General features: G+C 66.4%; 28 protein-coding genes and 1 other RNA gene. 17 read left to right on the plus strand and 12 right to left on the minus strand.

All coding sequences use genetic code 11. The features are described from left to right. The first annotated feature begins 116 nt into the window (after positions 1–116). The 11 genes from CXY77_RS13965 (at position 117) to CXY77_RS14010 (ending at position 8,684) form a co-directional block, all read left to right on the plus strand. Positions 117–1,523: an MFS transporter gene (locus CXY77_RS13965; RefSeq protein WP_092341471.1), complete on the plus strand. Its 1,407-nt coding sequence runs from the start codon at positions 117–119 to the stop codon at positions 1,521–1,523. Between the two features lie 99 nt (positions 1,524–1,622). Beyond that, on the plus strand, positions 1,623–2,432 hold the full coding sequence (locus CXY77_RS13970; RefSeq protein WP_104130263.1) for a 3-hydroxybutyrate dehydrogenase: 810 nt from the start codon (positions 1,623–1,625) through the stop codon (positions 2,430–2,432). Between the two features lie 158 nt (positions 2,433–2,590). Beyond that, positions 2,591–3,823: a CpaF family protein gene (locus CXY77_RS13975; RefSeq protein ID WP_092341469.1), complete on the plus strand. Its 1,233-nt coding sequence runs from the start codon at positions 2,591–2,593 to the stop codon at positions 3,821–3,823. Continuing rightward, the gene (locus CXY77_RS13980; protein ID WP_092341468.1) at positions 3,820–4,677 is read left to right on the plus strand and encodes a type II secretion system F family protein; all 858 of its coding nucleotides are present in this window, start codon (positions 3,820–3,822) and stop codon (positions 4,675–4,677) included. The genes CXY77_RS13975 and CXY77_RS13980 overlap by 4 nt, the downstream gene beginning before the upstream one ends. A 13-nt stretch (positions 4,678–4,690) precedes the next feature. After that, complete coding sequence (locus tag CXY77_RS13985) at positions 4,691–5,653, plus strand: type II secretion system F family protein (protein ID WP_104130264.1); 963 nt, start codon at positions 4,691–4,693, stop codon at positions 5,651–5,653. A gap of 42 nt (positions 5,654–5,695) precedes the next feature. After that, positions 5,696–5,872 carry a hypothetical protein gene (locus CXY77_RS20355; protein ID WP_166789937.1) on the plus strand — a complete coding sequence of 59 codons (177 nt, stop codon included), beginning with the start codon at positions 5,696–5,698 and terminating at the stop codon, positions 5,870–5,872. Positions 5,873–5,881: 9 nt separating this feature from the next. Next, entirely contained in the window at positions 5,882–6,313 is a 432-nt protein-coding gene (locus tag CXY77_RS13990) for a TadE family protein (RefSeq protein WP_338061591.1), read from the plus strand. Next, entirely contained in the window at positions 6,288–6,746 is a 459-nt protein-coding gene (locus tag CXY77_RS13995) for a hypothetical protein (RefSeq protein WP_104089223.1), read from the plus strand. The genes CXY77_RS13990 and CXY77_RS13995 overlap by 26 nt, the downstream gene beginning before the upstream one ends. Continuing rightward, positions 6,743–7,189, plus strand: a complete 447-nt coding sequence (locus CXY77_RS14000) for a pilus assembly protein TadG-related protein (protein ID WP_092341366.1) — start codon at positions 6,743–6,745, stop codon at positions 7,187–7,189. The genes CXY77_RS13995 and CXY77_RS14000 overlap by 4 nt, the downstream gene beginning before the upstream one ends. 257 nt (positions 7,190–7,446) lie before the next feature. After that, positions 7,447–7,716, plus strand: a complete 270-nt coding sequence (locus CXY77_RS14005) for a hypothetical protein (RefSeq protein ID WP_104130265.1) — start codon at positions 7,447–7,449, stop codon at positions 7,714–7,716. Positions 7,717–7,799: 83 nt separating this feature from the next. Then, positions 7,800–8,684 (plus strand): DMT family transporter, encoded by an 885-nt coding sequence (locus CXY77_RS14010; protein WP_092341368.1) that lies wholly within the window; start codon positions 7,800–7,802, stop codon positions 8,682–8,684. 47 nt (positions 8,685–8,731) lie between these two features. On the opposite strand, the gene CXY77_RS14015 is transcribed toward CXY77_RS14010, so the two are convergent. From CXY77_RS14015 to CXY77_RS14025, 3 genes are all read right to left on the minus strand, one after another. Continuing rightward, positions 8,732–9,382, minus strand: a complete 651-nt coding sequence (locus CXY77_RS14015) for a pentapeptide repeat-containing protein (protein WP_104130266.1) — start codon at positions 9,380–9,382, stop codon at positions 8,732–8,734. A 26-nt stretch (positions 9,383–9,408) separates the two neighbouring features. Further along, complete coding sequence (locus CXY77_RS14020) at positions 9,409–9,846, minus strand: nitroreductase family deazaflavin-dependent oxidoreductase (RefSeq protein ID WP_092341370.1); 438 nt, start codon at positions 9,844–9,846, stop codon at positions 9,409–9,411. A gap of 223 nt (positions 9,847–10,069) precedes the next feature. Continuing rightward, a complete protein-coding gene (locus tag CXY77_RS14025) occupies positions 10,070–11,359 on the minus strand; it encodes an MFS transporter (protein WP_092341371.1) in 1,290 nt (429 codons plus the stop codon). A gap of 66 nt (positions 11,360–11,425) precedes the next feature. On the opposite strand from CXY77_RS14025, the gene prfB reads away from it, so the two are divergent. The 5 genes from prfB (at position 11,426) to ssrA (ending at position 15,659) form a co-directional block, all read left to right on the plus strand. Then, entirely contained in the window at positions 11,426–12,538 is a 1,113-nt protein-coding gene (gene prfB / locus CXY77_RS14030) for a peptide chain release factor 2 (protein WP_092341372.1), read from the plus strand. Between the two features lie 76 nt (positions 12,539–12,614). Beyond that, on the plus strand, positions 12,615–13,691 hold the full coding sequence (gene ftsE / locus CXY77_RS14035; protein WP_092341373.1) for a cell division ATP-binding protein FtsE: 1,077 nt from the start codon (positions 12,615–12,617) through the stop codon (positions 13,689–13,691). After that, the gene (ftsX, locus tag CXY77_RS14040) at positions 13,688–14,602 is read left to right on the plus strand and encodes a permease-like cell division protein FtsX (RefSeq protein WP_092341374.1); all 915 of its coding nucleotides are present in this window, start codon (positions 13,688–13,690) and stop codon (positions 14,600–14,602) included. The genes ftsE and ftsX overlap by 4 nt, the downstream gene beginning before the upstream one ends. Positions 14,603–14,690: 88 nt before the next feature. Further along, a complete protein-coding gene (gene smpB, locus CXY77_RS14045; RefSeq protein WP_092108491.1) occupies positions 14,691–15,167 on the plus strand; it encodes an SsrA-binding protein SmpB in 477 nt (158 codons plus the stop codon). A gap of 117 nt (positions 15,168–15,284) precedes the next feature. Then, positions 15,285–15,659, plus strand: a transfer-messenger RNA (tmRNA) gene (gene ssrA / locus CXY77_RS14050). A 229-nt stretch (positions 15,660–15,888) separates the two neighbouring features. Here the strand turns inward: ssrA and CXY77_RS14055 are convergent. The 9 genes from CXY77_RS14055 to CXY77_RS14095 are packed head-to-tail and all read right to left on the minus strand — an operon-like array spanning position 15,889 to position 25,560. Next, complete coding sequence (locus CXY77_RS14055; protein WP_092341375.1) at positions 15,889–16,620, minus strand: PIG-L family deacetylase; 732 nt, start codon at positions 16,618–16,620, stop codon at positions 15,889–15,891. Further along, a complete protein-coding gene (locus CXY77_RS14060; protein ID WP_104130267.1) occupies positions 16,617–17,783 on the minus strand; it encodes an XdhC family protein in 1,167 nt (388 codons plus the stop codon). Before CXY77_RS14060 ends, CXY77_RS14055 begins: the two co-directional genes overlap by 4 nt. Positions 17,784–17,800: 17 nt before the next feature. Continuing rightward, positions 17,801–18,640: an SRPBCC family protein gene (locus tag CXY77_RS14065; RefSeq protein ID WP_092341377.1), complete on the minus strand. Its 840-nt coding sequence runs from the start codon at positions 18,638–18,640 to the stop codon at positions 17,801–17,803. Continuing rightward, positions 18,640–19,926 (minus strand): VWA domain-containing protein, encoded by a 1,287-nt coding sequence (locus CXY77_RS14070; RefSeq protein WP_233197414.1) that lies wholly within the window; start codon positions 19,924–19,926, stop codon positions 18,640–18,642. Before CXY77_RS14070 ends, CXY77_RS14065 begins: the two co-directional genes overlap by 1 nt. Beyond that, a complete protein-coding gene (locus CXY77_RS14075) occupies positions 19,919–20,821 on the minus strand; it encodes a MoxR family ATPase (RefSeq protein ID WP_104087827.1) in 903 nt (300 codons plus the stop codon). The genes CXY77_RS14070 and CXY77_RS14075 overlap by 8 nt, the downstream gene beginning before the upstream one ends. A 30-nt stretch (positions 20,822–20,851) precedes the next feature. Next, positions 20,852–21,766, minus strand: coding sequence for an XdhC family protein (locus CXY77_RS14080; protein ID WP_104130269.1), 915 nt, complete (start codon positions 21,764–21,766; stop codon positions 20,852–20,854). 3 nt (positions 21,767–21,769) lie between these two features. After that, positions 21,770–24,163 carry an aerobic carbon-monoxide dehydrogenase large subunit gene (locus tag CXY77_RS14085; RefSeq protein ID WP_104087830.1) on the minus strand — a complete coding sequence of 798 codons (2,394 nt, stop codon included), beginning with the start codon at positions 24,161–24,163 and terminating at the stop codon, positions 21,770–21,772. Then, positions 24,160–24,660: a (2Fe-2S)-binding protein gene (locus tag CXY77_RS14090; protein ID WP_092341382.1), complete on the minus strand. Its 501-nt coding sequence runs from the start codon at positions 24,658–24,660 to the stop codon at positions 24,160–24,162. The genes CXY77_RS14085 and CXY77_RS14090 overlap by 4 nt, the downstream gene beginning before the upstream one ends. Positions 24,661–24,672: 12 nt before the next feature. Beyond that, positions 24,673–25,560 (minus strand): xanthine dehydrogenase family protein subunit M, encoded by an 888-nt coding sequence (locus CXY77_RS14095; RefSeq protein ID WP_092341383.1) that lies wholly within the window; start codon positions 25,558–25,560, stop codon positions 24,673–24,675. Between the two features lie 129 nt (positions 25,561–25,689). Here CXY77_RS14095 and CXY77_RS14100 point away from each other — a divergent pair, with 129 nt between their 5' ends. Then, positions 25,690–26,664 carry a LysR family transcriptional regulator gene (locus CXY77_RS14100; protein WP_092341384.1) on the plus strand — a complete coding sequence of 325 codons (975 nt, stop codon included), beginning with the start codon at positions 25,690–25,692 and terminating at the stop codon, positions 26,662–26,664. Position 26,665: the final 1 nt, after the last annotated feature.

The following is a 26,665-nucleotide window of genomic DNA, read 5'->3' on the forward strand; positions in this document are numbered from 1 at the left end:
GCCCGACCGTCGTGCGTGAATACTCAGTCAAGTCGTGCTTCTGTTGTAGACGACCGAATCCTTCCCGCACACCTCACGCCAAGTACGTGTCATTGACGACACAAAGGAGACAGATAATGAGTGTCAATCAACGCGTTGGGGCTGCCGGTTCCGGCAAGGCCACGCGCACCGCTGGCAGCGAAACCGAGAAATCCGGCCTCAAGAAGATTGTCGCCGCTTCCATGGTCGGCACGGTCGTGGAATGGTACGAGTTCTTCCTCTACGCGACTGCCGCCAGCCTGGTTTTCGGCACGGTCTTTTTTCCTAACGCCGGCAGTGAGCTTGACGGCATCATCGCCGCGTTCCTCACCTATGCTGTCGGATTCATCGCCCGCCCGCTTGGTGGCATCGTCTTCGGTCAGATCGGGGACAAGCTCGGACGCAAGCACACCCTGCAGGTGACGATCATCATGGTCGGTGCCGCCACCTTCCTGATGGGCTGTCTGCCCGGCTTCGACACCATCGGCTACTGGGCTCCGGCGCTGCTCGTGGCCCTCCGCTTCATCCAGGGCTTCGCCGTCGGTGGTGAGTGGGGCGGCGCCGTTCTCCTGGTCGCCGAGCACAGCCCGAACCAGTCCCGCGGTTTCTGGTCGAGCTGGCCGCAGGCCGCCGTTCCGTTGGGCAACCTGCTCGCCACGCTCGTGCTGCTCACTATGACGTGGATCCTTCCGCCCGAGCAGTTCCTCAGCTGGGGCTGGCGTGTGGCCTTCTGGCTCTCTGCGATCATCGTCGTGATCGGTTACTACATTCGCACCCATGTCAGCGAAGCCCCGATCTTTCTCGAGGCCCGCGCGCAGGTTGAAGCTGAGAAGGCCATCAACTACGGCGTGCTCGAGGTCGTGCGCAAGTACCCGAAGGGTATTCTCGGAGCCATGGGGCTGCGGTTCGCCGAGAATATCCTGTATTACATCATCGTGAGTTTCACGATCGTCTACCTGAAGACCGTGCACGAATACGACACGGGGCAGTTGCTGATCGCCCTGCTCATCGCGCACGTCGTGCACTTCATCGTGATTCCGCAGGTCGGCCGGCTTTCCGACCGCATCGGCCGCAAGCCCGTCTACCTGGCCGGTGCTGTGCTCGGTGCCACCTGGGCGTTCTTCGCCTTCCCGATGTTCGACACGCTGAACCCCGTGCTCATCATCCTCGCCGTCACGGTGGGCTTGTGCTTCCACGCCCTGATGTACGCGGGCCAGCCCGCCATCATGGCTGAGATGTTCCCGACCCGCATGCGTTATTCGGGGGTGTCGCTCGGCTACCAGGTCACGTCGATTCTGGCCGGCTCCATGGCGCCGATCATCGCGGCCGCCCTTCTGCAGCAGTACAACACCTGGGTTCCGGTTGCCATCTACATCATGGTCGCCTGCGCGATCACGGTGGTCGCCGTAGTCACTCTCAAGGAGACCAAGGGAGTGTCGCTGCGCGAGGTCGACGCCGTGGACGCCCGCAAGCACGGGCTCGAGCCCGTGAGTACCGGCAACTGACCCGGCTTGTGTAACCCCGGTCCGAGAGGCGGGGCGCCGTTGGTGCCCCGCCTCTCGCCGACCCGCCCCGTGCAGCGATCGTGCAATCTAAGGAACATCATGACTGATCTCACCGACGCCGTCAGCGTCAGCGCTATTCCCACCGCCGAACAGCCCCTCGCGGGGCGTCGCGCCCTGGTCACGGGCGGTGCGAGCGGCATCGGCGCCGCCGTCGTGCGGGCGCTCGCCGCCCGCGGCGCGCACGTCGTCGTCGCCGACATCGACACGGCTAGTGCTACGGCACTGGCCGAGGAGGTGGGCGGGTCGATCTGGACCGTCAACCTGATGGACACCGAGGCCCTCAGCGACGAGGCCCTGGCCACGGCACTGAACGGCGTCGACATTCTGGTCAACAACGCCGGAATCCAACGGATCAATCCGATCCAGTCCTTTGCGCCGGCCGATTTTCACAATATTCTGACCCTCATGTTGGAGGCGCCGTTCCTGCTGATTCGGGCAGTGCTGCCGCAGATGTACGCGGCCAATTTCGGACGCATCATCAACGTGTCGTCGGTGCACGGCATTCGCGCCTCGCCGTTCAAGAGCGCCTACGTGGCGGCCAAGCACGGGCTCGAGGGCCTGTCCAAGGTGACCGCGCTCGAGGGCGGCGCCCACGGGGTTACGAGCAACTGTGTGGCTCCGGGCTATGTACGCACGCCCCTGGTCGAAAAGCAGATCACCGACCAGGCACTCGTGCACGGTATTCCGGAGGCCGAGGTGCTCAGCAAGATCATACTCACCGAGAGCGCGATCAAGCGGCTGGTGGAACCGGCCGAGGTCGGCTCGCTCGTGGCCTGGCTCGCCTCCGACGACGCCGCCATGGTCACCGGTTCGAGCTACACGATGGACGGCGGCTGGTCGGCCCGCTGACGCTGAGTCGACATACTGCACCGGCCAGGCTGGCCCTGACGGATGATCGCAACGGATGCCCGACATCCGTTGCGATCATTTTTGCTGTTCAGGGAACAGAAAAACAAGCCCTGTGCATAACTTGCCCGAGAATTCTTAAAACAGGCCATCATTCGGGGATGACCGAAGCCGTTCGTATCATCACAGAGCAAGTGCGAATGCGGGTGCGCCGTGAAGGCGTCGACCTGGCAGCGAACAACACCCTGGTGGAGCAGTATGTGCGCGACGAACTGCGCCGCTACAGTGAGCGGGCGCTAGGCGGGCTCGCCCCAATGATCGCTGACGAGCACCAGGCCGCCCGCGAGGTTGTGGCAGCGCTCACCGGCTTCGGCGTGCTGCAGCCGTTTCTCGACGATCCGGAGATCGAAGAAATTTGGATCAATGGTCCGGCCCGAGTATTCGTGGCGCGCGACGGCGTGCCAGAGCTCACGACTTTGTTGCTCGCCGAGCAGGACGTGCGCGACCTGGTCGAGCGGATGCTGCAGGCCTCCGGCCGCCGCGTCGACCTCTCGTCGCCCTTCGTCGACGCCTCCCTGCCCGACGGTTCCCGTCTTCACGTGGTGATCCCCGACATAACGCGCAAATACTGGGCCGTGAATATTCGCAAGTTCACCCGGCGCATCCGCGACCTCAACCAATTGGTCGGGCTGGGTGCGCTCACCCAGCAGGCCGCTGATTTTCTGCGGATCTGCGTGCTCGGCGGGCAGAACATTCTGGTGTCCGGTGCCACGCAGACCGGCAAAACCACGATGCTGAACGCTCTGCTCTCCTCGACCCGGCCAGGCGAACGCATCGTGACCGTCGAGGAAACCTTCGAACTCGATCTGTCGGCGCGGGACGTCGTCGCCATGCAGTGCCGCCAGCCGAGCCTGGAGGGCACCGGGGAGATCACCCTGCGGCGCCTGATCAAGGAGTCGCTGCGGATGCGCCCCGACCGGCTCGTCGTCGGCGAGGTGCGCGAGGCTGAGAGTCTCGACCTGCTCATCGCCCTCAACAGTGGTCTGCCCGGGATGTGTTCGATTCATGCCAACAGTGCCAGGGATGCGCTCGCGAAGCTCTCGACCCTGCCGCTGCTGGCCGGCCGCAACATCGACTCCTCGTTCGTGCTCCCGACCGTGGCAGGCTGCATTGATATCGTAGTGCACTGCGAAATCGACCGGCACGGCCGAAGGCGGGTCACCGAGATCATCGCCCCGAGCGGCCAGCTGGCGGGGTCGACGATCGAGGCGAGCCCGCTGTTCCTCTCGCCGCACGGGCACCTCGAGCCCACCGGTTCGCACCCCACGAAGCTCGCCAAGTTTCGTGCGGCCGGCGTCGACCCGGCGTCGGTGTTGCGGCAGGGGGCCGCATGACTCTCGTACTGGGGTGCCTGCTGGGTAGCGGTCTCGTGCTCGTTCTCGCCCCGTTCCTCTGGCCGGCCGGATCCACGCCCAAACGTGCCGGAGTGGGGGAGCGGATGCGGGTGCGCCTGGTTCAGGGCGGCCTGCGGTCGGTGCCGGTGCCGGCGTTCCTGGCGCTGTCTGCGATCGCGGGGGTGGCATCCGCTGCCCTGGTGCACGGAATCTTCGCTGTTCTCGCGCTCAGCGCGGTCGCCGGGCTGGTCGGGCTGCTGCTGCCGTGGCTGATCGTGTCGTGGCGGGCGGCGGCCAGGCGTCGCGCCAACCGCACGGTGTGGCCCGACGTCGTCGACCATCTGGTGTCGGCTCTGCGCTCCGGGCTGGCGTTGCCCGACAGCGTGAGCAGCCTCGCCCAGGCCGGACCGCCGGCGACGCGCACCGCGTTCGCGCAGTTCGAGCGTGAATACCGCGCCACCGGCAATTTCACGTACTGCGTTGACGAGCTCAAACGTTCCCTCGCCGACCCGGTCGCCGATCGCATTCTGGAAACCCTGCGGATGGCGCGAGAGGTCGGCGGAAGCGACCTCACCCTCGTGCTGCGCAGCCTTGCCGCCTGGCTCAGGCAGGATGCCGCGGTGCGGCTCGAGGTGGAAGCCCGCCAGTCGTGGGTGGTCAATGCGGCCCGCCTCGGCGTCGCAGCTCCGTGGATCATTCTGGTTCTGCTCGCCTCCCGCCCCGAAGCCGCCATCGCCTACAACTCGCCGGCTGGCATTGTGGTGATCGCGAGCGGCCTGGCCCTGTCTGTCATCGCCTACCGAGTGATGATCGCCCTCGGCCGTCTGCCGGAGGAACGCCGATGGTTTTCGTAGGCGGGTGTCGTCGATGAGCGCCGCCCTGAGTTCGTCTGCCCTGAGTTCGTCTGCACTGGGCTGGGCCGTACTGTGCGGTACCGGCCTCGGTGTGGGGTTGTGGTCGCTCGTTAGCCTGACGCCGCGGCTGACCCGGCCCCGACTGATTGACCGCGTGGTGCCCTACATCCTCGATATTTCCCCGGAAGCGCGCCACATTGTGGCCCGGCGAACGGTGAACCCGCTTCCCGTGCTCGGCAGCCTGTTCGCCCCACTGTTCGGCGCGCTCACTCGGGGGCTGTCGAGTCTTCTCGGCGGCAGCGACACCGTTGCCCGGCGTCTGCACCAGTCCGGCTCGGCGAAAACTGTCCTGGAGTTTCGCTCCGTGCAATTGGTCTGGGCGTTGCTCGCGTTCGCTGTTGGAACGGTGGTCACCATCGTTGCCCTGCCCGAACTTTTGCTGCCCGCCCGTCTGGTTGTACCGTTCGTTGCAGCGATCGGCGGGGCGATGCTGCGGGATTGGCTGCTCCAGCGCGCAGCGACCGCACGCTTGACGCGCATGCGCAGCGAACTGCCGACCATTCTGGAATTCCTCACCCTGTCCCTGTCGGCAGGGGAAGGCATCCTGGACTCGATCCGCCGGGTGTCGCGTACGAGCTCGGGGGAGCTGTCGCGAGAATTCGCCGGGGTCGTCGCCGACGTGCACATCGGGGTGCCGATCGGGGCGGCGCTGCAGTCACTGTCGCGCAGCATCCAGTTGCCGGAGGTGACCCGGTTTGTCGACCAGGTCACCGGTGCACTCGACCGTGGGTCGCCGCTGGCCGAGGTGTTGCGAGCGCAGGCGCAGGACTCCCGCGACCAAACCAAACGCACACTGCTCGAGCTGGCCGGCAAGAAAGAAGTCGCGATGCTCGTGCCACTGGTCTTTCTGATTTTGCCGATGACCGTTCTGTTCGCAGTTTTTCCCGGGCTGGTTGTTCTGCAGGCCGGGTTCTGAACGCACCGCCCGTACCTCCCTCCCACCAGAAAAGAGAATGCTATGAACCGAATCATGCTTCGCCTCCAGGGTCTGCTTCGCGATGAAACGGGTGACGTGCCCGGCTGGGTGCTGATCACGTTAATGACGGCCGGATTGGTACTCATAATCTGGGGACTCGCCGGCCCCGCCCTCAGCGGGGTGTTCCAGCAGGCCATGGATCGCGTCAGTAGTTTCTGACCGGTCGGCGTGGACAAACTCGGTAACCGGATGCGACACCTCGCCTGGCCCGGCCCTCAGCGGCTGCGGGACGAGGCTGGTTCCGCCGTGGCCGAATTTGTCATGGTGGTGTCGCTGCTGACCTTTCTGACGCTCATGGTCATGCAGCTGGCCCTCGCGCTGCACATTCGCAACACCGTGCTCGACGCTGCCGCCGAGGGTGCCCGCTACGCGACCCTCGCCGACAGCAGTCTGTCCGCGGGGGCAGAGCGCACGCGCGATCTGATCACGACGGCCATTGGCGCGAGCTATGCCACCGATGTCGTGGCCCAGTTCGGAGTGAGCGCCGGGTTTCCCAGTGTCGAAGTGCGGGTGATCGCACCGCTGCCGCTCATGGGGCTGCTCGGTGCTCCGCGCGGATTGGAGGTGGTCGCTCATGCTGCGGTCGAATCGTTGGAATAGCCGCTCTGAGGCTGGCTCTGCCTCACTGGAGTTCATCACGGCCGGGATGATTCTGCTGGTTCCCCTGGTCTACCTGGTGCTCGCACTGTCAGCCCTGCAGGGTGGTGCTCTCGCCGTGGAGGGCGCCGCCCGGCAGGCAGCCAGGGTCTACGTACAGTCCCCGGACGAGGCCACGGCCACGGTGCGTGCCCGCCGAGCCGTCGCGTTCGCGCTCGAGGACTACGGCCTTTCGGTCGGGGACGCCGAGGTGCAGATCGAGTGCGCTGGCGGTTCGAGTCACTGCCTGACTCCACGGGGGCTCGTGACGGTCACCGTGCGCATCGGCATCGCGCTGCCGCTTGTGCCGGATCTGCTCGCCCTGAACCAGAGTGCGAGTGTGCCCATGACTGCGGAGTCGTCGCAGCTCGTGTCCCGGTTTGGCAGCCTCGGATGAGAAGACGTCTGCCGCCCGCGTCGAACGAGGACGGCTCCACCCTGCTGCTCATTATTTTCTACGGCTTTCTGGCGCTTTGCCTCGTACTCGTGGCCCTGTCAGCGACGTCGCTCTATCTCGAACACAAACGGCTGCTCGGCCTCGCCGACGGTGCGGCGCTCGCCGGGTCCGAGGCGTTCACCCTCGATGCGGTTCAGGTCGGGGTGCTCGGGCCGCGGCCATCGCTGCGCTCGGACGACGTTTCCGCGGCGGTCGATGAGTACCTGCGGCTCGTTCCGCACGACTCGTTCGAGGCGCTGGCCGTGACGAGCGCGGTATCCGCTGACGGGCAGAGCGCGTCGGTGACGCTGCGATCCTGGTGGCGCCCACCGGTACTCACCCTCGTCGTGCCCGACGGCGTGCCGTTGGAGGTGACGGTGGTCTCCCGAGCGGTCTTTCACTAGTTCTGCCCGTGAGGTCGCGAAAAGTCGCACTGGTAATTTCAGAATAGAAGCGTACGATGCACAGAAACGTAGTCGACAATGGAAGCCTCCTACCTCGTAGGGGGCTTCGCGTTTTTGCAGGAAGTCGACACTCGTGCCGACCCCGGTCCCGGTTGGTAGTGCCGGCGATCTCGGGTCGTCGTTCATCCGGGCTGGTCGCCGCCGGATGACGTGGCCCAGGATGGCGGCTGAGCAACACCAAGATCGGCTGTGAAATCATGGATGCACTACTGGACGCTCAGATTGTGGAGCAGCTCGACTTCGAGTCCCTTCTCCCCTGTGAGGGAGTGCACCACGACCGCGGATTGAGTGGTCATGATCCGGCCGAGTCGGGCGGTTTCATGGTGATTTCACCGTGCTGCGGTCCCAAAGTGATCCAGTGTTCCTCGCGCGTTGACGCGATGCGGGTGTCGGGCGTGCTGTACTGCGGTGATTGCCAGCACGAGCACCTGATCAGCGAATACCAGTTCATCCCGCTGCAACTGTAGACCCAAGTTTGCGCCCGCATTTCAGAGCGGATGCCGCGAGCGGTACTGTCGGGAGGTGCCTCGACGGCGCCGACAGGAGCAATGTGCGTACCAGGCGGGACAAACTGAGCGGTGCGGGAGCTCAGCTCGCCACCGAGGTCAGCATCAATTTCGGCTCCTCACTGGCCGGACTGCTCATTCCGGTCGTCGGTTCGCCCATCGTCGTCGCGGCCCGCCAGATCGTCATGGTCATCGTCGTGCTGCCGCTCGCCCGGCCCCGGCTGAGAAATCTGACCTGGGCCCGAATCTGGCCAGCGCTGGCCCTCGGCGTCGTGCTGGCCGTGATGAACCTCACCTTCTACCAGGCCGTCAACATGCTGGGACTCGGCATCGCGGCGACGATCGAATTTCTTGGACCCTTCGCCCTGGCCCTGGTCACCAGCCGCCGCATCCTGGACTTCGTGTGTGCTGCGGCCGCCGCCGGGGGAGTGTTCCTCTTGACCTGGTCGGACGGCACGCTCGACCCGCTCGGCATCGTGCTCGCGCTCACCGCGGCGGCCTCATGGTTCTGCTATATTCTGCTGACCCGCAAGGTGGCGACCGAATTCGCCGGCCTCGAGGGTATCTCGATCGCCAGCCTGGTCAGCCTCGTGATCGTGGTGCCCATCGCCCTGTTCACCCTGGATCTGTCGGCCTTCACCTGGGGTATCGTCGGGCTGCTGCTGCTCGTGGGCGTAGTCTCCTCGGCCTTTCCGTACACCCTCGACACCTACATTTTGCGTCGGATCAGCCCCCGCCTGTACGCGATCATCACCAGCTTCGGCCCGGTCATCGCGGCCGGTTTCGGCGCGCTCGTGCTCGGTGAGACCTTCACCCTGCTGCAGCAGATTGCCATCGTGGTCGTGTGTGTGGCGGCCGGCGCGGCCATCGCGACCCAGCGCGACCGGCCGACGTCCGACCTCGAGCTGACCGCGACCGCCATTCCCTGAGCCGGTCTCAGCTGCGGGGGCCTATCGGGCACTGGTGTCCGGCCGTGCTATTCGATGCGCAGGCCCAGGTGGGCGGCGAGCAGCGGCGCCAACAGGCTCAGCTGGGCGTCATCGAGGGTGGCGCCGCGCAGTCCTTCGAGGCCGTGCACGGCCGAGAAATCACTGGAACGCAGGTCGACATCTTTGAGCTTGGCACCGCCGACATCGAGCGTGCCGATGCGGCAATTCTGCAGTTCCAGGCGCTGCACGGTGGCACTACCGAGGTCAAACTCCTCGATGATGCAGTTGCTCAGGAGTACATCGGTGAGCGTGGCGTTGCGCAGGTTCACGAAATCGAGCTTCGAGCCGTCAATGTGCACCGACCGGAGTGTCGCCTCGTAGGCCGCGACCGAGCCAAGCCGGGCGTGCTCGATGCGCACGTCCCGCCAACTGGAGCGCGGCGCGCTGAACACCGGTGCGTGCAGGTCGGTCATGAGGCACTCCGCGAAGGATGCCCCGCGCAGTTTGGCCTCGTGCAAAGGCACCTTGCCGAATTCGCACTCCCCGAAGGAGATGCCGGTCAGGTCGCGGCCATCGAGGTCGACGTCCGTGTAGCGTTCGGCCTCCCGACCGTCGCCGGAGCGCAGCTGCGAACCGTCGTCGTCGGTCAGGTCAGGCAGGGTGATGCGGTCGATGGACGCCTTGCGGGTGCTGGGCACTCTGTGGGTGCTGGCCTTCGCCACCCTCAGGCGGTGGGTTCGAGTACGAAGACGGGAATCTCGCGGTCGGTCTTGACCTGGTAAGCCGCGTAGTCGGGGAATGCCGCCACGGCGCGCTCCCACCAGACGGCCTTCTCGTCGCCGGTGACCTCGCGGGCGCGCATGTCCCACTTCTGCGGGCCGTCCTGCAGCTCGACCTCGGGGTGCGCCACAACGTTCGCGTACCAGACCGGGTTCGTGGGGCTACCGCCGAGCGAGGCGACAGCGGCATACTGGCCGTCGTGCTCAACGCGCATAAGCGGCGCCTTGCGCAGCTTGCCGCTCTTCACGCCGACGGTCGTCAGCACGATGACGGGCATGCCGCGCAGGGTCGTGCCCTCGGTGCCGCCGGACTTCTCTATCTGGTCGACCTGGTCGCGCACCCACTGGGAGGTGCTTGGTTCGTATTCTCCGATGAGGGGCATGCCTGCCGTAACGCGCCGGCCGCCGGGAACATTCCGCCCGGCTGGCCACGGCGAGTCGTACTTGAGTCGAGACACTCCTGGTAACGCGGCCTGGGCAGCATAACTCCTGCAAATCGTGGGCCTGATTTGCGGATGCCTGTAATCTCCCGAGAGTCTTCTGGCCGGCGCGCAAATTGCAGGAGTTATGCTGCCTGAGTAGGTGGAGTGGGGTATGGCAGGTTGGCTAGAGCAGGCGGCCAGGGCGGTGCGGCGCGTATCGGGGAATGTAGCGGCGCAGCAGAACGGCGCCACAGAGGCCGATAGCTCCCATGACCCCGCTGGCCACCGACAGGGACACGAGGGCGGTGATCCCAGCCACGGCCAGCGGTGCCGCGGCGCTGCCGAAGTCGGCGGTGAACCGCCACGCGCCGAGGAACGGTGCCGGATTCGGGCGCGGCGCCAGGTCGGCGCCGAGCGTCATGAGCAGGCCGCTGCCGATCCCGTTGGCCAGCGACAGGAACATGGCCACGCCGATGAACCACTCCACGTTGCTCGGCAGGTCGTGGGTGAACGCGAGCGCCAGGTGGCCCGCGCCGAGCCCGATCATCGAGGGCAGGGCGCTCCAGATGCGGCCGAACCGGTCCATGATCTGGCCGCTGACATAGAACAGGGCGAAGTCGATTGCGCCGGCGATGCCGATGATCAGCGCGGTGTCGGGGGCGCTGATGCCGATGCTGACCGCCCAGAGCGGCAGCATCACCGTGCGGCTGGCTCGCATCGCCCCGATCAGACCGGCGCCGGTGCCGAGCCGCAACAGTACTTCACGGTGACTCCAAATGGTCTGGAATAATCCCTGCACCGGCACGGCCGGTCGCGCCGTTCCGGTGCTGCTGATGGCGCCCGTGCTTGTGTCGGTGGCGTCGAATACAGTCTCATCAGCGGACGGAGTGGCGAAGGTTTTCGACGGGTCCGGCAACAGCAACAGCATGACCGACGCGCCGACGCAACAGACGATGAACACCCAGAACACGGCCTGGGTGCCACCGGTGAGGTGAATGAGTCCGGCCGAGAGAAAGGGGCCTACGAACCAGCCAGCCCGAAATACACCGCCCAGGGTCGAGAGCGCCCGCGCTCGATAGACCAACGGCACATAGTTGGTCATGAAGGCGTGCCGGGCCAGGGCGAAGATCGCCGTGGCCAGTCCAACCAAAAAAATACCGAGACCCAGCACGAGCGGGTTGGGAGCCACAATGCAGACGATCACGGCACCGATGGTCAGAGCGGATGCCCCGATCATCGCGTTGCGCTCGCCGATACGCGAGACGATCCATCCGCTGGGAATGTCACCGACGAGTTCGCCGAGCATGACCATCGCCGCGATGACGCCGGCGATGGCGAGAGACGCCCCGAGATTGCTCGCCACCACCGGAATCAAAGGGATGATCGAGCCCTCACCGATCGAAAAGAGCAGGGTCGGCAGAAACGCCACTAGGGCGACCGAGCGCAGGCTGAAGGGGCGGTCGGCGTTGCTCATCGGTTTCGATGCTACTCCCGGCGACCCGGCCCCGCCGCAAACTTCGCCCGGTAGGCTGAACGGAACATGATTGACTTGGATTTCTCAGTACAGATCGCCGCGCTGCGGACCACGTTCGGCGACATCCGCTCGGTGATCGACATTGATCGACTGCGCGCGGACATCGACGACCTCAGCGGCGAGGCTGGCATGCCCGATTTGTGGGACGACACCGACCACGCCCAGAAGGTGACCAGCGACCTCAGCCACCGGCAGGCGCAACTGGCGCGCATCGAGAGCATCACGACCAGGCTCGACGACCTCGAGACTCTCGTCGAGATGGCCAACGACGGCCAGGGCGATCAGGAACTGGCCGATGAGGCCACCGTCGAGCTCGCGAGCCTGCAGAAACTGCTCGGCGAGCTCGAGGTGCAGACCCTGCTCAACGGTGAGTTCGACGAGCGCAACGCCGTCATCACCATTCGCGCCGGCGCCGGGGGAGTGGATGCCGCCGACTTCGCCGAGATGCTGCTGCGTATGTACCTGCGCTACGCCGAACAGCATGACTACCGCACCACTGTGCTCGACATCAGTTACGCCGAAGAGGCCGGCATTAAGAGCGCGACCTTCGAGGTCGACGCGGCCTATGCCTTCGGCACGCTCAGCGTCGAGGCCGGCACCCACCGCCTCGTGCGGATGAGCCCGTTCAACTCGGCCGGCAAACGGCAGACCTCGTTCGCCGCGGTCGAGGTGGTGCCGTTGATCGAGCAGACCGAGTCGATCGAGGTGCCCGACGGTGACATTCGCGTGGATGTCTTCCGCTCGAGCGGTCCCGGCGGCCAGTCGGTCAACACGACGGACTCTGCCGTGCGCATCACCCACCTGCCCACCGGCACCGTGGTGAGCTGCCAGAACGAGAAGAGCCAGATTCAGAACCGCGCCGCCGCCATGCGCGTGCTGCAGTCGCGCCTGCTGGTGCTCGAGCGCGAGAAAGAGGCAGCGACCAAGAAAGAGCTGGCCGGCAACATCACCGCGAGCTGGGGCGACCAGATGCGCAGCTACGTGCTCGCGCCCTACCAAATGGTCAAGGACCTGCGCACCGAGTACGAGGTGAACAACCCCAGCAACGTCTTCGACGGTGACCTCGACGGATTCATCTCGGCCGGCATCCGCTGGCGCAAGAAAGCTCCCGAAGACTAAACGGATGCTGAGGCTTCGGCCCCTCAGGTATGTCGCTGTAGGGAAAACGCCTACGGATGCCTAGGCTCTAAGAGCTATGATCCGTTTTGATCACATAACCAAGAAGTACCCCGGCACCACTCGGCCGGCACTGAACTCGATCGACGTCGAGATTTTGCGAGGCGAATTCGTCTTTCTGGTCGGCGCCTCCGGATCGGGCAAATCGAGCTGCCTGCGGCTCGTGCTCAAGGAGGAAAAGCCCACCAGCGGCAGCATTCACGTGCTCGGCCAGGACCTACGGTCGATCTCGAACCGCAAGGTGCCCTACTTTCGCCGCAACATGGGCGTGGTCTTTCAGGACTTTCGCCTGCTGCCGAACAAGACGGTGTTCGACAACGTCGCGTTCAGCCTGCAGGTGATCGGCAAGAGCCGCGGCTTCATTCAGGAAGCCGTGCCCGACACCCTCAAAATGGTCGGGCTGGCCGAAAAGGCCCAGCGCCTGCCGCACGAACTCTCCGGTGGTGAGCAGCAGCGCGTGGCCATCGCCCGCGCCATCGTGAACAAGCCGCAGATTCTGCTGGCCGACGAGCCCACCGGAAACCTCGACCCCACCACGAGCGCCGAGATCATGTCGCTGCTCGCGAGCATCAACGCGGGCGGCACTACCGTGATCATGGCCACCCACGAGGCCGGCATCGTCGACAAGATGCAGCGCCGCGTGATCGAACTCGTGAACGGCGAGATCGTGCGTGACGAACGCCAGGGCGGCTACGCCACCGCTTCTATTCCCGTCGTACTTCCCGCAGCCATAGCGGATGCCCCCACCAGCGCCCCCGCGCCCGTCGCGTCGGTCTACGCCCGGCCGGCTGCTGCACCCGAACCAGCGTTGACGCATCCGTCTGCCCCGGTTCCGGAGACCAGCGTGTCGCTCCACCAGGCTGCGGCAGCTGCCGTCGCGGCGGCGTCGACCGCGGAGCCCGAGCCGGTCGCCGCGACCCGCGTGGCCCCGGTGCCCGCCGTTGACGACGAGGTTCCGCCGATGACGCGCCCGGTGCTTCCGGTTGCCCCAAACGATGCCCCAGAGCAGCTCACCCTCGCCGAGAAACTCGGCCTGCGGGCGCCGGGGGAGAAACCCGACCAAACGGGCGAGCAGAACGTGGGGCCGACCCGATGAGGCTCGGTCTGGTGCTGTCCGAGGCTGCGAACGGGCTGCGGCGCAACGCCTCGATGGTCGTCTCCGTCGTGCTCGTCACCTTTATCTCGCTCACTTTCGTCGGTGCGGCCATTCTCATGCAGATGCAGATCGGCCAGATGAAGAACTTCTGGTACGACAAAGCTCAGGTCGGCATCTACATGTGCTCCGACATCTCGCCCGGCGAAACCTGCACCGGCGGCGACGCGTCGCCGGAGCAGATCGCCGCGGTCGAGGCTCAGCTGAAGTCGCCGACACTGGCGCCGTTCATCGACAACTACTATTTCGAGACGCACGAGCAGGCGTTCGAGAACTTCAAGAAGCAGTTCGCCGGCAACCCGGTCGCCGACTATGTCACGGCCGACCAGCTCAACCAGACCTTCTGGGTGAACCTGAAGGATCCGTCGCAGTCAGCGGTGCTGGTGGAGAGCCTATCGGGGGTCGCTGGTGTTGAAAATGTCGCTGACCAGCGTAAATACCTTGACCAGATCTTCTCAGTGCTCAACGTGGCCAGCTATACGGCCATCGGAATCGCCGGTTTGATGCTGATTGCGGCGGCGCTGCTGATTGCCACGACCATCCGTTTGTCGGCGTTCTCCAGGCGGCGAGAACTCGGCATCATGCGGCTGGTCGGTGCCAGCAACCGCTTCATTCAGACACCGTTCATTCTGGAGGGCGTGTTCGCTGCCCTGCTTGGCTCGCTGCTGGCGGGAGGTGCGATCGTGGCGCTCGTATACTTCTTCGTGCAGGGCTATCTCGGCGCGAGGCTCACCGGCTTCGCCCTGGTCGGCATGGATGATGCGCTCGTCGTGGTGCCGATCCTGCTCGTGGTCGGTGCGGTGCTGGCCGCCTTCTCGGCGAACTTCGCGATCACCCGCTACCTCAAGGTCTAACGTTTAAGCGGATGCCGCTAGACTGGTGGGCTGTCTACCGGATCGGCCGGCGGCATCCGTTTGAATGAAAAGAATTGAGGTGAGGTGCATGCCCAGGGAACGTGGCGAAAAGGTCGTGGCGACCAACCGCAAGGCCCGACATGACTACCTCATCAGTGACACTTACGAGGCCGGGATGGTCTTGAGCGGCACCGAGGTGAAGTCCCTGCGCGCCGGGCGAGCGACCCTCGTCGACGGCTACGCCTTCATCGAGGGCGGCGAGGCCTGGCTGGATGCGGTGCACATTCCGGAGTACTCCGGCGGATCGTGGACCAATCACCCGCCGCGTCGTAAGCGCAAACTCCTTCTGCACAAGAAAGAGATCGTGAAGATCAGCCACAAGACCAAGGAGGGCGGTTACACGCTCATTCCGCTGCGAATTTACTTCGCGGACGGTCGGGCCAAGGTGGAGATCGCCGTGGCCAAGGGCAAGAAGGAGTACGACAAGCGCCAGACGTTGCGCGAACGCACCGACAAGCGCGAATCGGATCGCGCCATGTCGGCGCAGCGCCACTTGGGCGACTAGGCGCCCCAGGCCTTCTGTTGTAAGATAGGGGGCTGCACCGAAACTGGTGCAGATTGGTAACTCAACAGCGTGTGACACGAACCCGTCGCTCTGCGCTTTAAGGCGTGCGATGTGTATGGGGATGATCGGTTTCGACATTGTTTGCGCAATTGTGAGAAGCGGGTCGAGGATGCAGGGTTATCTCGTAAACGATCTCTGCAAAACAATAAGTGCCAAATCAAACCGCACTGACTTCGCTCTCGCTGCCTAAGCGAAAGCACTAACGAAGTCCGCCAGACCGGGAATGCTCTCTACCCTGATCCTGACGCCATTTAGAGAGCTTGCTTCTACATTGAGCCACGGGGCGTAGAGGGACTTAAACGAAGGCTGGGCCTGTCGGAGTAGATGCCAGTGGCAAATTCCGGGGCCGAGAAAGCGATTTCACTGGATACACCCGTAGAAGGCATATGACCACAGCAGTGGACCGGGGTTCAATTCCCCGCATCTCCACCATAGGTTCTGTCACACGCTGTTGAGCTTCCGCGCTCTACTGAGGCCGCCTAATTGGGCGGCCTCAGTATTTTCAGCGCACTATTTAGGCACCCTGATCGTGCCGGGACAGTCTTGGTAGCGGTGGTGGCGTTCAGAACTGCGGAAATTTCTGTCCAGAGCTGTGGATTTCGGCACTTCCAGGCCGATTTCGCGGAAATCTCCGCAGGTGCAGCGTTCAGGGCGTGGTGGGTCAGCGCAGGCGCAGGCCGATCGCGGTGCGGATGGGGTCGCGCTGACCCCCGGAGTGCACGATGAAGTCGCCGTCGACCGTGAGCTGGCTCGCGTGGCAGCGCAGAGCCGCCGCGACGGTGTCGTGTTGGGTCTCGAGGTCGAACCATTCAGCATCCGCTGTGGGGGTGTCGATGATCTCGGCGTAGGGGATCGCGAGGCTGCGGCTGGCGCGGAGGGCGGCGTCGTGCACGCGCACGTGATCGGGATGGCCGTAGCCGCCCGTGGCGTCGTAGCTGATGACGAGGCTCGGTCGCACGTGTCGGAGAATGGCGACGAGGTCAGTGGTGATCTCGGAGAGCGGTGCGCGAGCGAGGGCATCCGCTTCTGAACCGGCGGCCGGGCCGGCCAGCCCGGGACGTATCCACTCCATGCCGGAGTCACGGTAGCGGCGTGCGGGCAGCCCGGGCGCGCGGGCCGGTTTGTCGCCGAGCCAAAAGCCGTCGTTGATGCCGAGGGTGAAGGCGGCGCGTTCGAGTTCGCGCTCGCGCTCTTCCGCCAGGGCGGGGGTGCCGGCAAGCATCGAGAGCGACCCGGCAACGACTTCACCGCGCTCACCGCGCGTGGCGGTGACCAGGCTGATACGGATGCTGCGGCTCGCCAGATACGCGATCAGCCCGCCGGTGCTGATGGTCTCGTCGTCGGGGTGCGCGTGTACGAACAGCACCGAGGTGACGGAGTCGAGAATGCTCATACGTCAATCAATCGGTGGCCGGACGGCGGGTACGGATCGACGAGGTCGTCGTGGTGGATGGCGTCGACGAGGGTGTGCAGAGGCTCGCCGCTTCCGCCCCACTGCAGCGAGATGATCTCGGCAGCGATCGAGACGGCCGTCTCTTCGGGCGTGCGCGAGCCGAGGTCGAGCCCGATCGGGCTGCGCAGCCGGGCGAGCTCGGTGTCGGTCACGCCGACCTGGCGCAGGCGTTCCAGGCGGTCGAGGTGCGTGCGCCGCGATCCCATCGCACCGATGTACGCCACCGGTGGGCCGTGCAGGGCCGCTTCGAGAAGGGGAACATCGAATTTAGGGTCGTGGGTGAGCACACAGATGACGGTGCGGGGGTCGATGAGGCCGCCGACGATCTGCTCCCGCAGGTAGCGGTCTGGCCAGCTGACGATGACTTCGTCGACGCCGGGAAACCGGGCATGGGTGGTAAAGACCCCGCGGGCGTCGCAGACCGTGACCCGGTAGCCGAGAAAGGTGCCGAGGCGGGCCAGGGCGGTGGCGAAGTCGATCGCCCCGAACACGAGCAGGCGGGGCCGGGGCGCGTAGCTCGCGAAAAACACCTGCATGCCCTCGCCGCGTCGCTCGCCATCCGGGCCGTAGGTCAGCGTCGTGTTGCGACCGGCGGCGAGCAGTCCCTGGGTGTCATCGCCGATCGCGTGGTTCGCACGATCAGAGCCGAGGTCACCCTCGAACCCGTCCGGCCGCACCACGAGGTGTCGGCCGATCCAGGCGGCGTCCGGATGCTCGATCACCGTCGCGACGCCGACCGGACGCCCGGCAGCCACGTCGTCGTGCACCCCTTCGAGCAGGCTGAAGGTGTCGCGCGAGACGGGTTCAACGAAGACATCGAGGATTCCGCCGCAGGTGAGCCCCACCGCGTACGCGTCGTCGTCGCTGATGCCGTAGCGCACGAGCTGCGGCACGCCGTCTTCGGCCACCTGGGTGGCCAGTTCGTAGACGGCGCCTTCGACGCACCCGCCCGAGACCGAGCCGGCCACGGTGCCGTCCGCGCTGACCAGCATGGAGGCACCGGCCGGGCGCGGCGCGGACTGGAAGGTGCGCACAACCGTGGCCAGACCGGCGGTAGCACCGTTCTGCCAACCGCTGAACAGAGTATCCAGTACTTCACGCATCGTGGTCTCCCTTCGCTCTAGCGGCCGGACGCGCGCCGACCGATTTGGTATGCGATGAACGCTACCGTGGCCAGCAGTCCCAGAAGTTTCACCGGGTCGCTCAGCTGGTCGGTGATGACGCCTTTGACCAGGGTCATGGCGTCCAGGCTCGGCGCCGCAGCGGGTGCCGAACGGTGCGGGGCCGCCCGGTGCCCGCCGGCGGGTGCGACGCGGGGCGGCACCGGGCGGGGCGGCAGGCCGGGCCGGGCCGGGGCATCCGCTGTGACGTCGGGCAGCGTGTCGGCGGCGGGGGCGTCTCCCGGCGGAATGTCGGTCACATCGGTGACCGCCCGCGGGGAGGCCTGCGCGAGGGTGGCTGGATCGTCGACGTGGTCGCCGACGGGAGTTGCAGTGCTGCCGTCGTCAGACCCGCCGCTCTCGATCAGCTCCTGCAGATTGCCGGCAAACAATCCCATCATCTGCTCGGTGACGCTGCTGATGACGCCTTTACCCATGGCCGCAGCCTTGCCCGACAGGGACAAGTCAGCACTGACCGTGCCCTGGGTCACGCCGTCGGTTTCGACCAGCACGAGCGTGACCGTGGCCTGGGCCGTGCCCTGCCCGCGAGTTTCCTGAGCCTTGCCCGAGAAGACGGCGCGGTGCGTGTCAGCGTCGCGCTCGTCGACATTCATCTGGCCGCGGTACTGCATGGTCACTGGGCCGAGTTTGACCTTCATACCCACCTGGTAGTTGTCATCGGAGAGCTTGTTCAGAATCTGCGCTCCCGGCACGCAGCCGGCGACACGCTCGAAGTCCATCAGGGTGTTCCACACCGTGTCGACGGGGGCGGCGACGGTGAAGGTGGTGTCGATTTGCATCAGGGTGTCCTCTGCTGAGTCATGACGATTGGGTGGGAAGTTGGTCGGCGAGCGGATGCCAGCGGGTTGTTCTCCGATAGGTCGCCGCGAATTGCGGCCGCCACCTCGGCAAGGGCGACGTAACTGTGCCCGCTGACGAAGGCGTCGCAGTAGGGCAGGGCGGCGGCCATGCCCCCGACCAGTGGCCGGTAGTCCACGGCGGCCTTGCGCGGATTCACCCAGACGATGCGGTGCGCGAGACGGCGGAGCCTCGCCATCTGAGCGTCGACGTCGCCCGGGTCGTCCTGCGCCCAGCCATCGGAGAACACCACGACCACCGCTCCCCGGGCCAGGCCGCGGCGTCCGAAGTCGTCGATGAACCGACGGATGCTGGTCGCCAGCCTGGTGCCGCCGGCCCAGTCGGTCGCGGTGGCGGCCGCCTGCGCGAGCGCCTGGTCCGGGTCGCGCAGCGCGAGCTGCCGGGTCAGGCGGGTGAGGTGGGTCGAGAACACGAAGGCTTCGGCGCGGGCGCCGGAGGCAGCGCCCTGCAACAGCGAGAGGAACACCCGGGTATACGGCTCCATCGAACCGGACACGTCGCAGAGCAGTACGAGCCGTCGCGGTTTCGGGCGGCGCCGAGTGAAGTGCAGGGCGATCGGGTCGCCGCCTGTGCGCTGCGCGGCCCGAACAGTGCGGGCCAGATCGAGCCGGTCACGGCTGTGTGGCGTCGGATGCGCGCGCCGACTGATCCGGGTCGGCGTCGACAACACGATGCGGGCCACGAGCTGGCGCAACCGGGCCAGCTCCTCGGGCGCGAGATCGGCGAAGGCCATCTCGTGCAGGTGCTCGTCACGGGACGCCATGGCGAGAATGGCATCGCGCTCGGGGCCGTCGCTGTCGTCGCTCGAGTCCGCGCCGGGCAGCGGCGCGGGTGGGCTGGCCTCGGATTGAGGCTCGGGAGCGCCGGCCGGTCGGTTGGTCGGCGGGGCGGCCTTCGTGCGGGTTTCGGAGCCGATCGCCGGGGGAGCGTTGGGGTCGCCGCGGCTTTCGGCCGGGTCGAGCCGGCCGTCGAACACGGCGCTGAACACCGCGTCGAAGCGGTTGAGGTGCTGCTGCCGGGAGACGAACACGATGCGGCAGGCCCAGTACAGGGCGGCCCGGTCGGTCGGGGGGATGAGTCGAAGCGCCTCGGCCAGCCGGGCGGCCCGGTCGGGCGAGACCGGAAGCCCCGCCCGGTGCAGGGCGGTGCTGAAGCCGGCGGCGAGAGCCGCCGCTTCGACCGGTGGGTGCCGCACGCGGTCAGGCACCGGCAGCCTCGGCGACCCACGCGGAGCCGCGGGACGCTACCAGGTCGAGATCGTCCCGGTTCTTCAGCACGGAACCCCAGGTCTGCTCGACCGCGCGGGCGCTGAGCTGTTCGATTCCGAGCACGCCGAGGGCGCTCACCCAGTCGATGGCCTCGGCGATTCCGGGCGGTTTGACCAGGTCGAGCGAGCGCAACCGGGTGATCGCGGCCGCGGCATCCGTCGCGATGGCCTGCGAGCTGCTGGGCACCCGACGCCGCACGATCTGCGCGATCCGCTCCGGACCGGGGTAGTCGATCCAGTGGTACAGGCAGCGCCGGGTGAGGGCATCGTGCAGGTCGCGGGTGCGGTTGCTGGTGAGAATCACGATCGGCGGGTGGGTGGCCTCGACGGTTCCGAGCTCGGGAATGGTCACGGCCGCCTCGGCAAGCAGCTCGAAGGTGAAGGCTTCGAACTCGGCGTCGGCGCGGTCGATTTCGTCGAGCAGCAGCACGGCCGGGCGCGGGCCGGCATGCTCGATCGCCCGCAATAGCGGGCGGCGAAGCAGGTAGTCCCGCCCGAACAATTCCGTTTCGGCCAGTTCAACGCCGCGCGCCTCCGCCAAACGGATACCGAGCAGCTGCCGCGGGTAGTTCCACTCGTACAGGGCTTCTCCGGCGCTGATTCCCTCGTAGCACTGAAGCCGAAACAGTTCGGTGTCGAGCAGCCGGGCCAGCGCCTTGGCAATCTCGGTCTTGCCGACCCCGGGTTCGCCCTCGAGCAGCAGCGGCTGCCGCATGCGCACGGCCAGAAACACCGCCGTTGCGAGGCCCTCATCGGCCAGATAGTCCTCGGCGTCGAGGGCGTTCTGCAGCGCGGCGACGGAGGGGACCAGTTCGGCCACGGAATCCGCGCTCATTGCTCGCACCATTGGCGACAAGGCAGGGCTCTAGCGCGCGGTCGCATACCGCTCCGGATTCGCCAGAAACGCTGTGCGGCATCCCGCCGCACAGAAATACACGTTCTCGCCGCCATGCTCCACCTGCAATGACGAGGGCAGCGCGGCCACCGTCATGCCGCAGACCGGGTCGATCGCGTTGCCAGCCGGTTCAGCGGCGTTCGCCGCGTCAACTGCAGCAGCATGAGACGGATGCCCGCGCCCGGCCCGTTCCTGCACCAGCTGCGCGAAAATGGACACCGCGATCTCGCCGGGCGTGCGCGCCCCGAGGTCGAGCCCGGCCGGACTGAACACCCGCGCGCGCTGTTCGGGCGACACGTCGAGCGAGGCGAGTACCGCCGCGCCCCGCTTCGGACTGGCCACGAGCGCGATATAGGGCACCCCGGCAGCCAGGGCGGCCAGCAGCGGCGGCTCTTCGTCGCGGCCGTGGGACGCGACGATGAGGGCGGCGTCGCCGGCCTGCGGGGCGGCGGTCGCGCCATCCGCTTGCACGAGGTCGAAACCCACGAGCGGTGCCAGGGCGGCGAGTGCGTCGGCGTCGGGGGTCGACCCGACGACGACGAGGCTCGGCAGCGGAATGCGCGGTTCGAGAAAGATCTCGATCGCGCCGCCGCTCACGCAGGGGTTGGAGACCTCGACGGCGCCGTCTTCCACAATGCTCGACGGCGCACCCGCCACGACTTTGAGCAGCAGCGGCTGGCGGCTTTCGAGTACCTGCAGACTGTACAGGCGAACGGATGCCTCCACGCACGTTCCCCCGACGAACCCGTCAATCTCGCCGGTCGCGCGCACAAGCGCCGTGTCCCCGGCGTGCGCGCTCGTGGGGCGCTGGGCGCGCACGACCGTCGCGTGTACGAAGGCCTCACGGCGTGCAACGAGCTCCCGCTCCAGGGTTGCCTGGCCCACGGTTTACACCGGAGGTCTCGTGCGGCCTTGCATGGCCTCCCACACCCGGGCGGGCGTGCAGGGCATGTCCATGTGCACGACGCCAAACGGGGCGAGGGCGTCGACGACGGCGTTGACGACGGCCGGGGGAGAACCGACCGTGGCCGATTCGCCGACGCCCTTGGCGCCGATCGGGTGGTGCGGCGACGGAGTCACGGTGAAGCCGGTCTCCCAGTCGGGCACCTCCATGGCGGTGGGAATGAGGTAGTCCATGAACGAGCCGCCGAGGCAGTTGCCCTCGGCGTCGAATTCGATGAATTCCATCAGCGCCATTCCGACGCCGTCGGTGAGGCCGCCGTGAATCTGCCCCTCGATGATCATCGGGTTGATGCGGGTGCCGCAGTCGTCGACGGCGATGAACCGGCGTACCTTGACGTGACCGGTGCCCGGATCGACGTCGACGACGCAGATGTAGGCGCCGAACGGAAAGGTGAGGTTGGGTGGATCGTAGGTGACTTCGGCGTCGAGGTTGCCGTCGATGCCCTCTGGCAGTGCGACCGTGCCGTGGGCGCCCATCGCGATCTCGGCGATGGTTTTGCCCACGCTCGGGTCGCCCTTGACGAACCAGCGGCCCTTCTCCCATTCGAGGTCTTCCGGGCGGGTTTCGAGCATGGCCGCGGCGATGAACCGGGCCTTCTCCCGCACCTTGCGGGCCACGAGGGCCACGGCGGCGCCACTGACCGGGGTGGACCGGCTGCCGTAGGTGCCGAGGCCGAACGGGGTCTGGTCGGTGTCGCCGTGCACGACGTCGATGTCCTCCGGCGGAATGCCGATCTCCTCCGCCACGATCTGCGCGAACGTCGTTTCGTGGCCCTGACCCTGGCTCTGCACCGAGATGCGCACGACCGCCTTGCCGGTGGGGTGGATGCGCAGTTCGGCGCCGTCGGCCATGCCGAGGCCGAGAATGTCCATGTCCTTGCGGGGGCCGGCACCGACCGTTTCGGTGAAGAAGGAGATGCCGATGCCCATCAGTTCGCCGCGTTCGCGTTTTTCCTTCTGTTCGCGGCGCAGTTCGTCGTAGCCGGCCATCTTCATCGACAGCCGCATGGTGGGTTCGTAGTCGCCGGAGTCGTACTCCCAGCCGGTCTTGTTCGGGTAGGGAAATTGCTCGGGTTTGATGAAATTCTTCAGCCGCAACTCGGCGGGATCCATCTCGAGTTTGCGGGCCAGGATGTCGACCATCCGCTCGACCAGATAGACCGCTTCGGTGACCCGGAACGAACAGGCGTAGGCCACGCCGCCGGGTGCCTTGTTGGTGTACACGCCGGTGACGGTGCAGTGCGCAGCGGCAAGATCGTAGCTGCCGGTGAAGATGTGAAAGAAGCCGGCCGGATACTTGGTGGGCTGGGCGGTGGCGTTGAAGGCACCGTGGTCGGCGAGCACGTTGGTGCGCAGGCCTAAGATCTTGCCATCCTTGGTCGCCGCGATCTCGCCCTGCATGATGTAGTCGCGGGCGAACGAGGTGCTCATCAGGTTTTCGGAGCGGTCCTCGACCCATTTCACCGGTTTGCCGGTGACGATCGAGCCGACCACGGCGAGAATATAGCCCGGGTAGATGCCGACCTTGTTGCCGAATCCGCCGCCGATATCGGGGGAGACCACGCGAATCTTATGCTCCGGAATGCCGGAGACCATCGCGAACAGGGTGCGGTGGGCGTGCGGGGCCTGCGTGGTTTCGTACAGGGTGAGGCGGCCGTCGATGGGGTCGAAGTCGGCGACGGCGCCGCAGGTTTCCATCGGCGCCGGGTGCACGCGCGGGTAGACGATCTCCTGCGTGACCACGACGTCGGCGCTGGCGAAGACGGCATCCGTTTCGGCCTTGTTGCCGGCTTCCCAGTCGAAGATGTGGTTGTCGGTGCGGCCTTCGAGGTCGTCGCGAATGACCGGAGCGCCCGGATCCATGGCCTTGCGGGCGTCGACGACCGGCGGCAGTACGTCGTACTCGACCTGGATCAGTTCGAGGGCGTCGCGGGCCGCATAGCGGTCTTCGGCGACGACGAACGCCACCTCCTGGCCCTGAAAGCGCACCTTGTCGGTGACGAGAACGGCCTGAACGTCCATCGACAGGGTCGGCGCCCAGGCCAGGCCGAGTGCCTGCAGGTCGCTGCCGGTGATCACGGCGAGCACCTTGGGGTGCGCGAGGGCCTCGGTCGTGTCGATCGAGACCAGCCGGGCGTGGGCGACGGGAGCGCGCAGAATGGCACCGTGCAGCATGCCGGGCAGCACGATGTCGTCGACGTAGTGGCCCTTGCCGCGCACGAAGCGCGGGTCTTCCTTACGCTGCATGCGGCCGTGGCCGACGGGCCGATCGTGGTCGCCGGCGGCCGGGTTCGACGGGCGGTCCTCAAGGATGGTCATGCGTGCACCTCTTCATCAGTTGTTTCAGCGGTGGCCCCGACCGGATGCTCGGCCGCCCACTGAATGGACCGCACGATGGTGGCGTAGCCGGTGCAGCGGCAGATCTGGCCGGAGATGGCTTCGCGAATCTCCAGTGGTTCGGGATGCGGGTTGTGGTCGAGCAGCGCGCGGGCGGTGAGCATCATGCCGGGAGTGCAGAAACCGCACTGCAGTCCGTGCTCCTCCATGAAGCCCTGCTGCACCGGGTCGAGGGTGGCGCCGTTGGCGAGTCCCTCCACGGTCGTGATCGCATGCCCGTCGGCCATGGCCGCCAGTACCGTGCAGGATTTCACCGGCTGGCCGTCCATCAGCACCACGCAGGTGCCGCAGTTGGTGGTGTCGCAGCCCCAGTGCGTTCCGGTGAGTCGCAGGTCGTCGCGAATGAAGTGCACGAGCAACACCCGCGGTTCGATCTCGCGAGTGACGTCGGTTCCATTGATGGTCATGCTGATCTGCATTGGGCTCAACTCCTAAATCGTAATCTCGGAAACGGATGCCGCGGCGCGACGACAGGCCGCCCGCAAGACCCGACGGGTCAGTTCGTCGGCGAGGTGCCGCTTGTAGTCGATCGGGCCGCGCTGGTCGGCGAGGGGATCGCAGGCGAGGGATGCGAGGCGCCCGGCCTCGGTGAAGAGTTCCTCGGTGGGAGCCTGGCCGACCAGCACCGCTTCGACCTCGGTGACATTGCGGTCAAGTCCGACGGCGGTGAGTCCGACGGCCACCTGGCTGATCGCGCCGGCGGAGTCGAGGCTGACCGAAGCGCCGGCCGCGGCGACGGCCCAGTCGCCGACGCGGCGCTCGACCTTTTCGTAGGCACTGCTCGAGTCGGAGCGAATGGGTATGCGCACCTCGATCAGCAGTTCGTTCTGGGCAACGGCCGTCTCGTAGGGGCCGCGGTGGAAGTCGGCCATGGACAGCATCCGCTCACCGGCCGGACCGCGAACGACGGCCACCGCTTCGAGAACGTGACAGACCGTGGAGAGATCTTCGGCCGGGTCGGCCTGGCAGAGCGAACCGCCGATGGTGCCGCGGTTGCGCACGATCGGATCGGCGATGACCCGTTCGGCGTCGGTGATGATGGGAAACAGGCGCTTGACGTCGTCGGATTCCAGCAGGGTCGTGTGTCGGGTCATCGCGCCGATACGCAGCACGTCCTTATCGACGAGCAGGTAGTCGAGCTCGAACAGGTCGTTGATGTCGATCAGCCAGTCGGGGCGGGCGAGGCGCAGCTTCATCATGGGGAGCAGGCTGTGGCCGCCGGCGACGACCCGGGATTCGGCCCCGTGACGGTCGAGCAGGGCGAGAGCGTTGTCGACCGAACTGGCGCGAACATAGTCGAACGGAGCCGGAATCTGCACGGGCTTCTCCTCACTGAGAAGTTTCCATGGCACCGCGCATCGTTGCGCGACACCGTTGTGTGCCACAGCTTGCTCCCCGCTGCCGAGACTGTCAATATCGACCTAAGGGAAAGGTTATGAGCTGTGGCAATGACGCTGAATCAGCTGCGGGCCTTTGCCCTGGTGGCCCGACTCGGGTCGCTGCGTGCGGCCGCGGCCGCCCTGAACATCAGCGAACCGGCGGTGTCGTCGTCGCTCGCCGCGCTGCGCCTCGACCTCGGTGACGCCCTGTTTGTGCGTGCCGGCGCCGGCATCGCCCTGACCGCCGGCGGGCGGGCGCTCGCCGACCACGCCCAGGAGATCGTGGGCCTGGCCGACCAGGTTCGCTGGGAGGTGTCGCACGCCGAGGAATCCACCGCGAACCTTCGGGTCGTCGCCACGGCCGGGTTCGCCGAGCACGCGGCCGGTCGGCTGCTCGACGCGTTCACCCGTCGGGTGCCCGGTCATTCTGGCGGCATCGATGTGGTGGTCGAGTCCGCCGATGACGTGGGGTCGCTGCTGCAGGACCACGCCTGCGACGTGGCGCTCGGAGCGAGGCCGCCGCAGGGAAACCAGCTGGAAGTGGTGCCCTTTCTGCGCTACCAGCGGGTGCTGGTGGCCGCGCCGGAGCATCCGCTCACCCGGCTGCCGGCGTCGCTCACCGCACTCCTGAAAGAACTGTGGTTCAGCGGTCCGGCCGGGGTGGAGGAGTTCACCGCCGAGAGCCGCTGGCTGGCGGCATCGTTTCTCGCCTCAGCGCTCGGAGTGCCAGAGATCGTGCCGCTCAGCAGCGAAACGGATGCCCTCGCCGCGGTTCGCGACGGCGAGGGCATCATGCTCGCGTTCATGCACATCGTGCGGGCCGAGGTGGCGGCCGGATCGCTCGTGGTGCTGCCGATGCCGAACACGCCGATTGCCGGGTTGTGGTGTGCGAGCACCCTCGATCACGGTCGGGCACCGGCCGCAGCGCGCACCCTGCAGCGGTTCGTGACGACCGCCGAGGCCACCGCAGCGATGCTCGCTCCTGGCGGTTCCCGCGGCGTCGCGCGTCGCGGCAGCAAGGTGCACGTGGCCCTCTGGAGCTGAG

The sequence above is a fragment of the Cryobacterium sp. N21 genome, assembly GCF_002929575.1.
GTDB lineage: Bacteria > Actinomycetota > Actinomycetes > Actinomycetales > Microbacteriaceae > Cryobacterium > Cryobacterium flavum.

What these genes read in the sequence shown, in the direction of transcription:
- CXY77_RS13975 (WP_092341469.1), top strand. Translation starts at nt 2,591, where the DNA reads ATGACCGAAGCCGTTCGTATCATCACAGAGCAAGTGCGAATGCGGGTG.
- CXY77_RS20355 (WP_166789937.1), top strand. Translation starts at nt 5,696, where the DNA reads ATGAACCGAATCATGCTTCGCCTCCAGGGTCTGCTTCGCGATGAAACG.
- CXY77_RS13970 (WP_104130263.1), top strand. Translation starts at nt 1,623, where the DNA reads ATGACTGATCTCACCGACGCCGTCAGCGTCAGCGCTATTCCCACCGCC.
- CXY77_RS14090 (WP_092341382.1), bottom strand. Translation starts at nt 24,660, where the DNA reads ATGCAGATCAGCATGACCATCAATGGAACCGACGTCACTCGCGAGATC.
- CXY77_RS14025 (WP_092341371.1), bottom strand. Translation starts at nt 11,359, where the DNA reads ATGAGCAACGCCGACCGCCCCTTCAGCCTGCGCTCGGTCGCCCTAGTG.
- CXY77_RS13980 (WP_092341468.1), top strand. Translation starts at nt 3,820, where the DNA reads ATGACTCTCGTACTGGGGTGCCTGCTGGGTAGCGGTCTCGTGCTCGTT.
- CXY77_RS13965 (WP_092341471.1), top strand. Translation starts at nt 117, where the DNA reads ATGAGTGTCAATCAACGCGTTGGGGCTGCCGGTTCCGGCAAGGCCACG.
- CXY77_RS14065 (WP_092341377.1), bottom strand. Translation starts at nt 18,640, where the DNA reads ATGCAAATCGACACCACCTTCACCGTCGCCGCCCCCGTCGACACGGTG.
- CXY77_RS14060 (WP_104130267.1), bottom strand. Translation starts at nt 17,783, where the DNA reads ATGCGTGAAGTACTGGATACTCTGTTCAGCGGTTGGCAGAACGGTGCT.
- CXY77_RS14005 (WP_104130265.1), top strand. Translation starts at nt 7,447, where the DNA reads ATGGATGCACTACTGGACGCTCAGATTGTGGAGCAGCTCGACTTCGAG.
- ftsE (WP_092341373.1), top strand. Translation starts at nt 12,615, where the DNA reads ATGATCCGTTTTGATCACATAACCAAGAAGTACCCCGGCACCACTCGG.
- CXY77_RS14000 (WP_092341366.1), top strand. Translation starts at nt 6,743, where the DNA reads ATGAGAAGACGTCTGCCGCCCGCGTCGAACGAGGACGGCTCCACCCTG.
- CXY77_RS14085 (WP_104087830.1), bottom strand. Translation starts at nt 24,163, where the DNA reads ATGACCATCCTTGAGGACCGCCCGTCGAACCCGGCCGCCGGCGACCAC.
- CXY77_RS13985 (WP_104130264.1), top strand. Translation starts at nt 4,691, where the DNA reads ATGAGCGCCGCCCTGAGTTCGTCTGCCCTGAGTTCGTCTGCACTGGGC.
- prfB (WP_092341372.1), top strand. Translation starts at nt 11,426, where the DNA reads ATGATTGACTTGGATTTCTCAGTACAGATCGCCGCGCTGCGGACCACG.
- CXY77_RS14075 (WP_104087827.1), bottom strand. Translation starts at nt 20,821, where the DNA reads ATGAGCGCGGATTCCGTGGCCGAACTGGTCCCCTCCGTCGCCGCGCTG.
- CXY77_RS14055 (WP_092341375.1), bottom strand. Translation starts at nt 16,620, where the DNA reads ATGAGCATTCTCGACTCCGTCACCTCGGTGCTGTTCGTACACGCGCAC.
- CXY77_RS14100 (WP_092341384.1), top strand. Translation starts at nt 25,690, where the DNA reads ATGACGCTGAATCAGCTGCGGGCCTTTGCCCTGGTGGCCCGACTCGGG.
- CXY77_RS14020 (WP_092341370.1), bottom strand. Translation starts at nt 9,846, where the DNA reads ATGCCCCTCATCGGAGAATACGAACCAAGCACCTCCCAGTGGGTGCGC.
- CXY77_RS13995 (WP_104089223.1), top strand. Translation starts at nt 6,288, where the DNA reads ATGCTGCGGTCGAATCGTTGGAATAGCCGCTCTGAGGCTGGCTCTGCC.
- ftsX (WP_092341374.1), top strand. Translation starts at nt 13,688, where the DNA reads ATGAGGCTCGGTCTGGTGCTGTCCGAGGCTGCGAACGGGCTGCGGCGC.
- smpB (WP_092108491.1), top strand. Translation starts at nt 14,691, where the DNA reads ATGCCCAGGGAACGTGGCGAAAAGGTCGTGGCGACCAACCGCAAGGCC.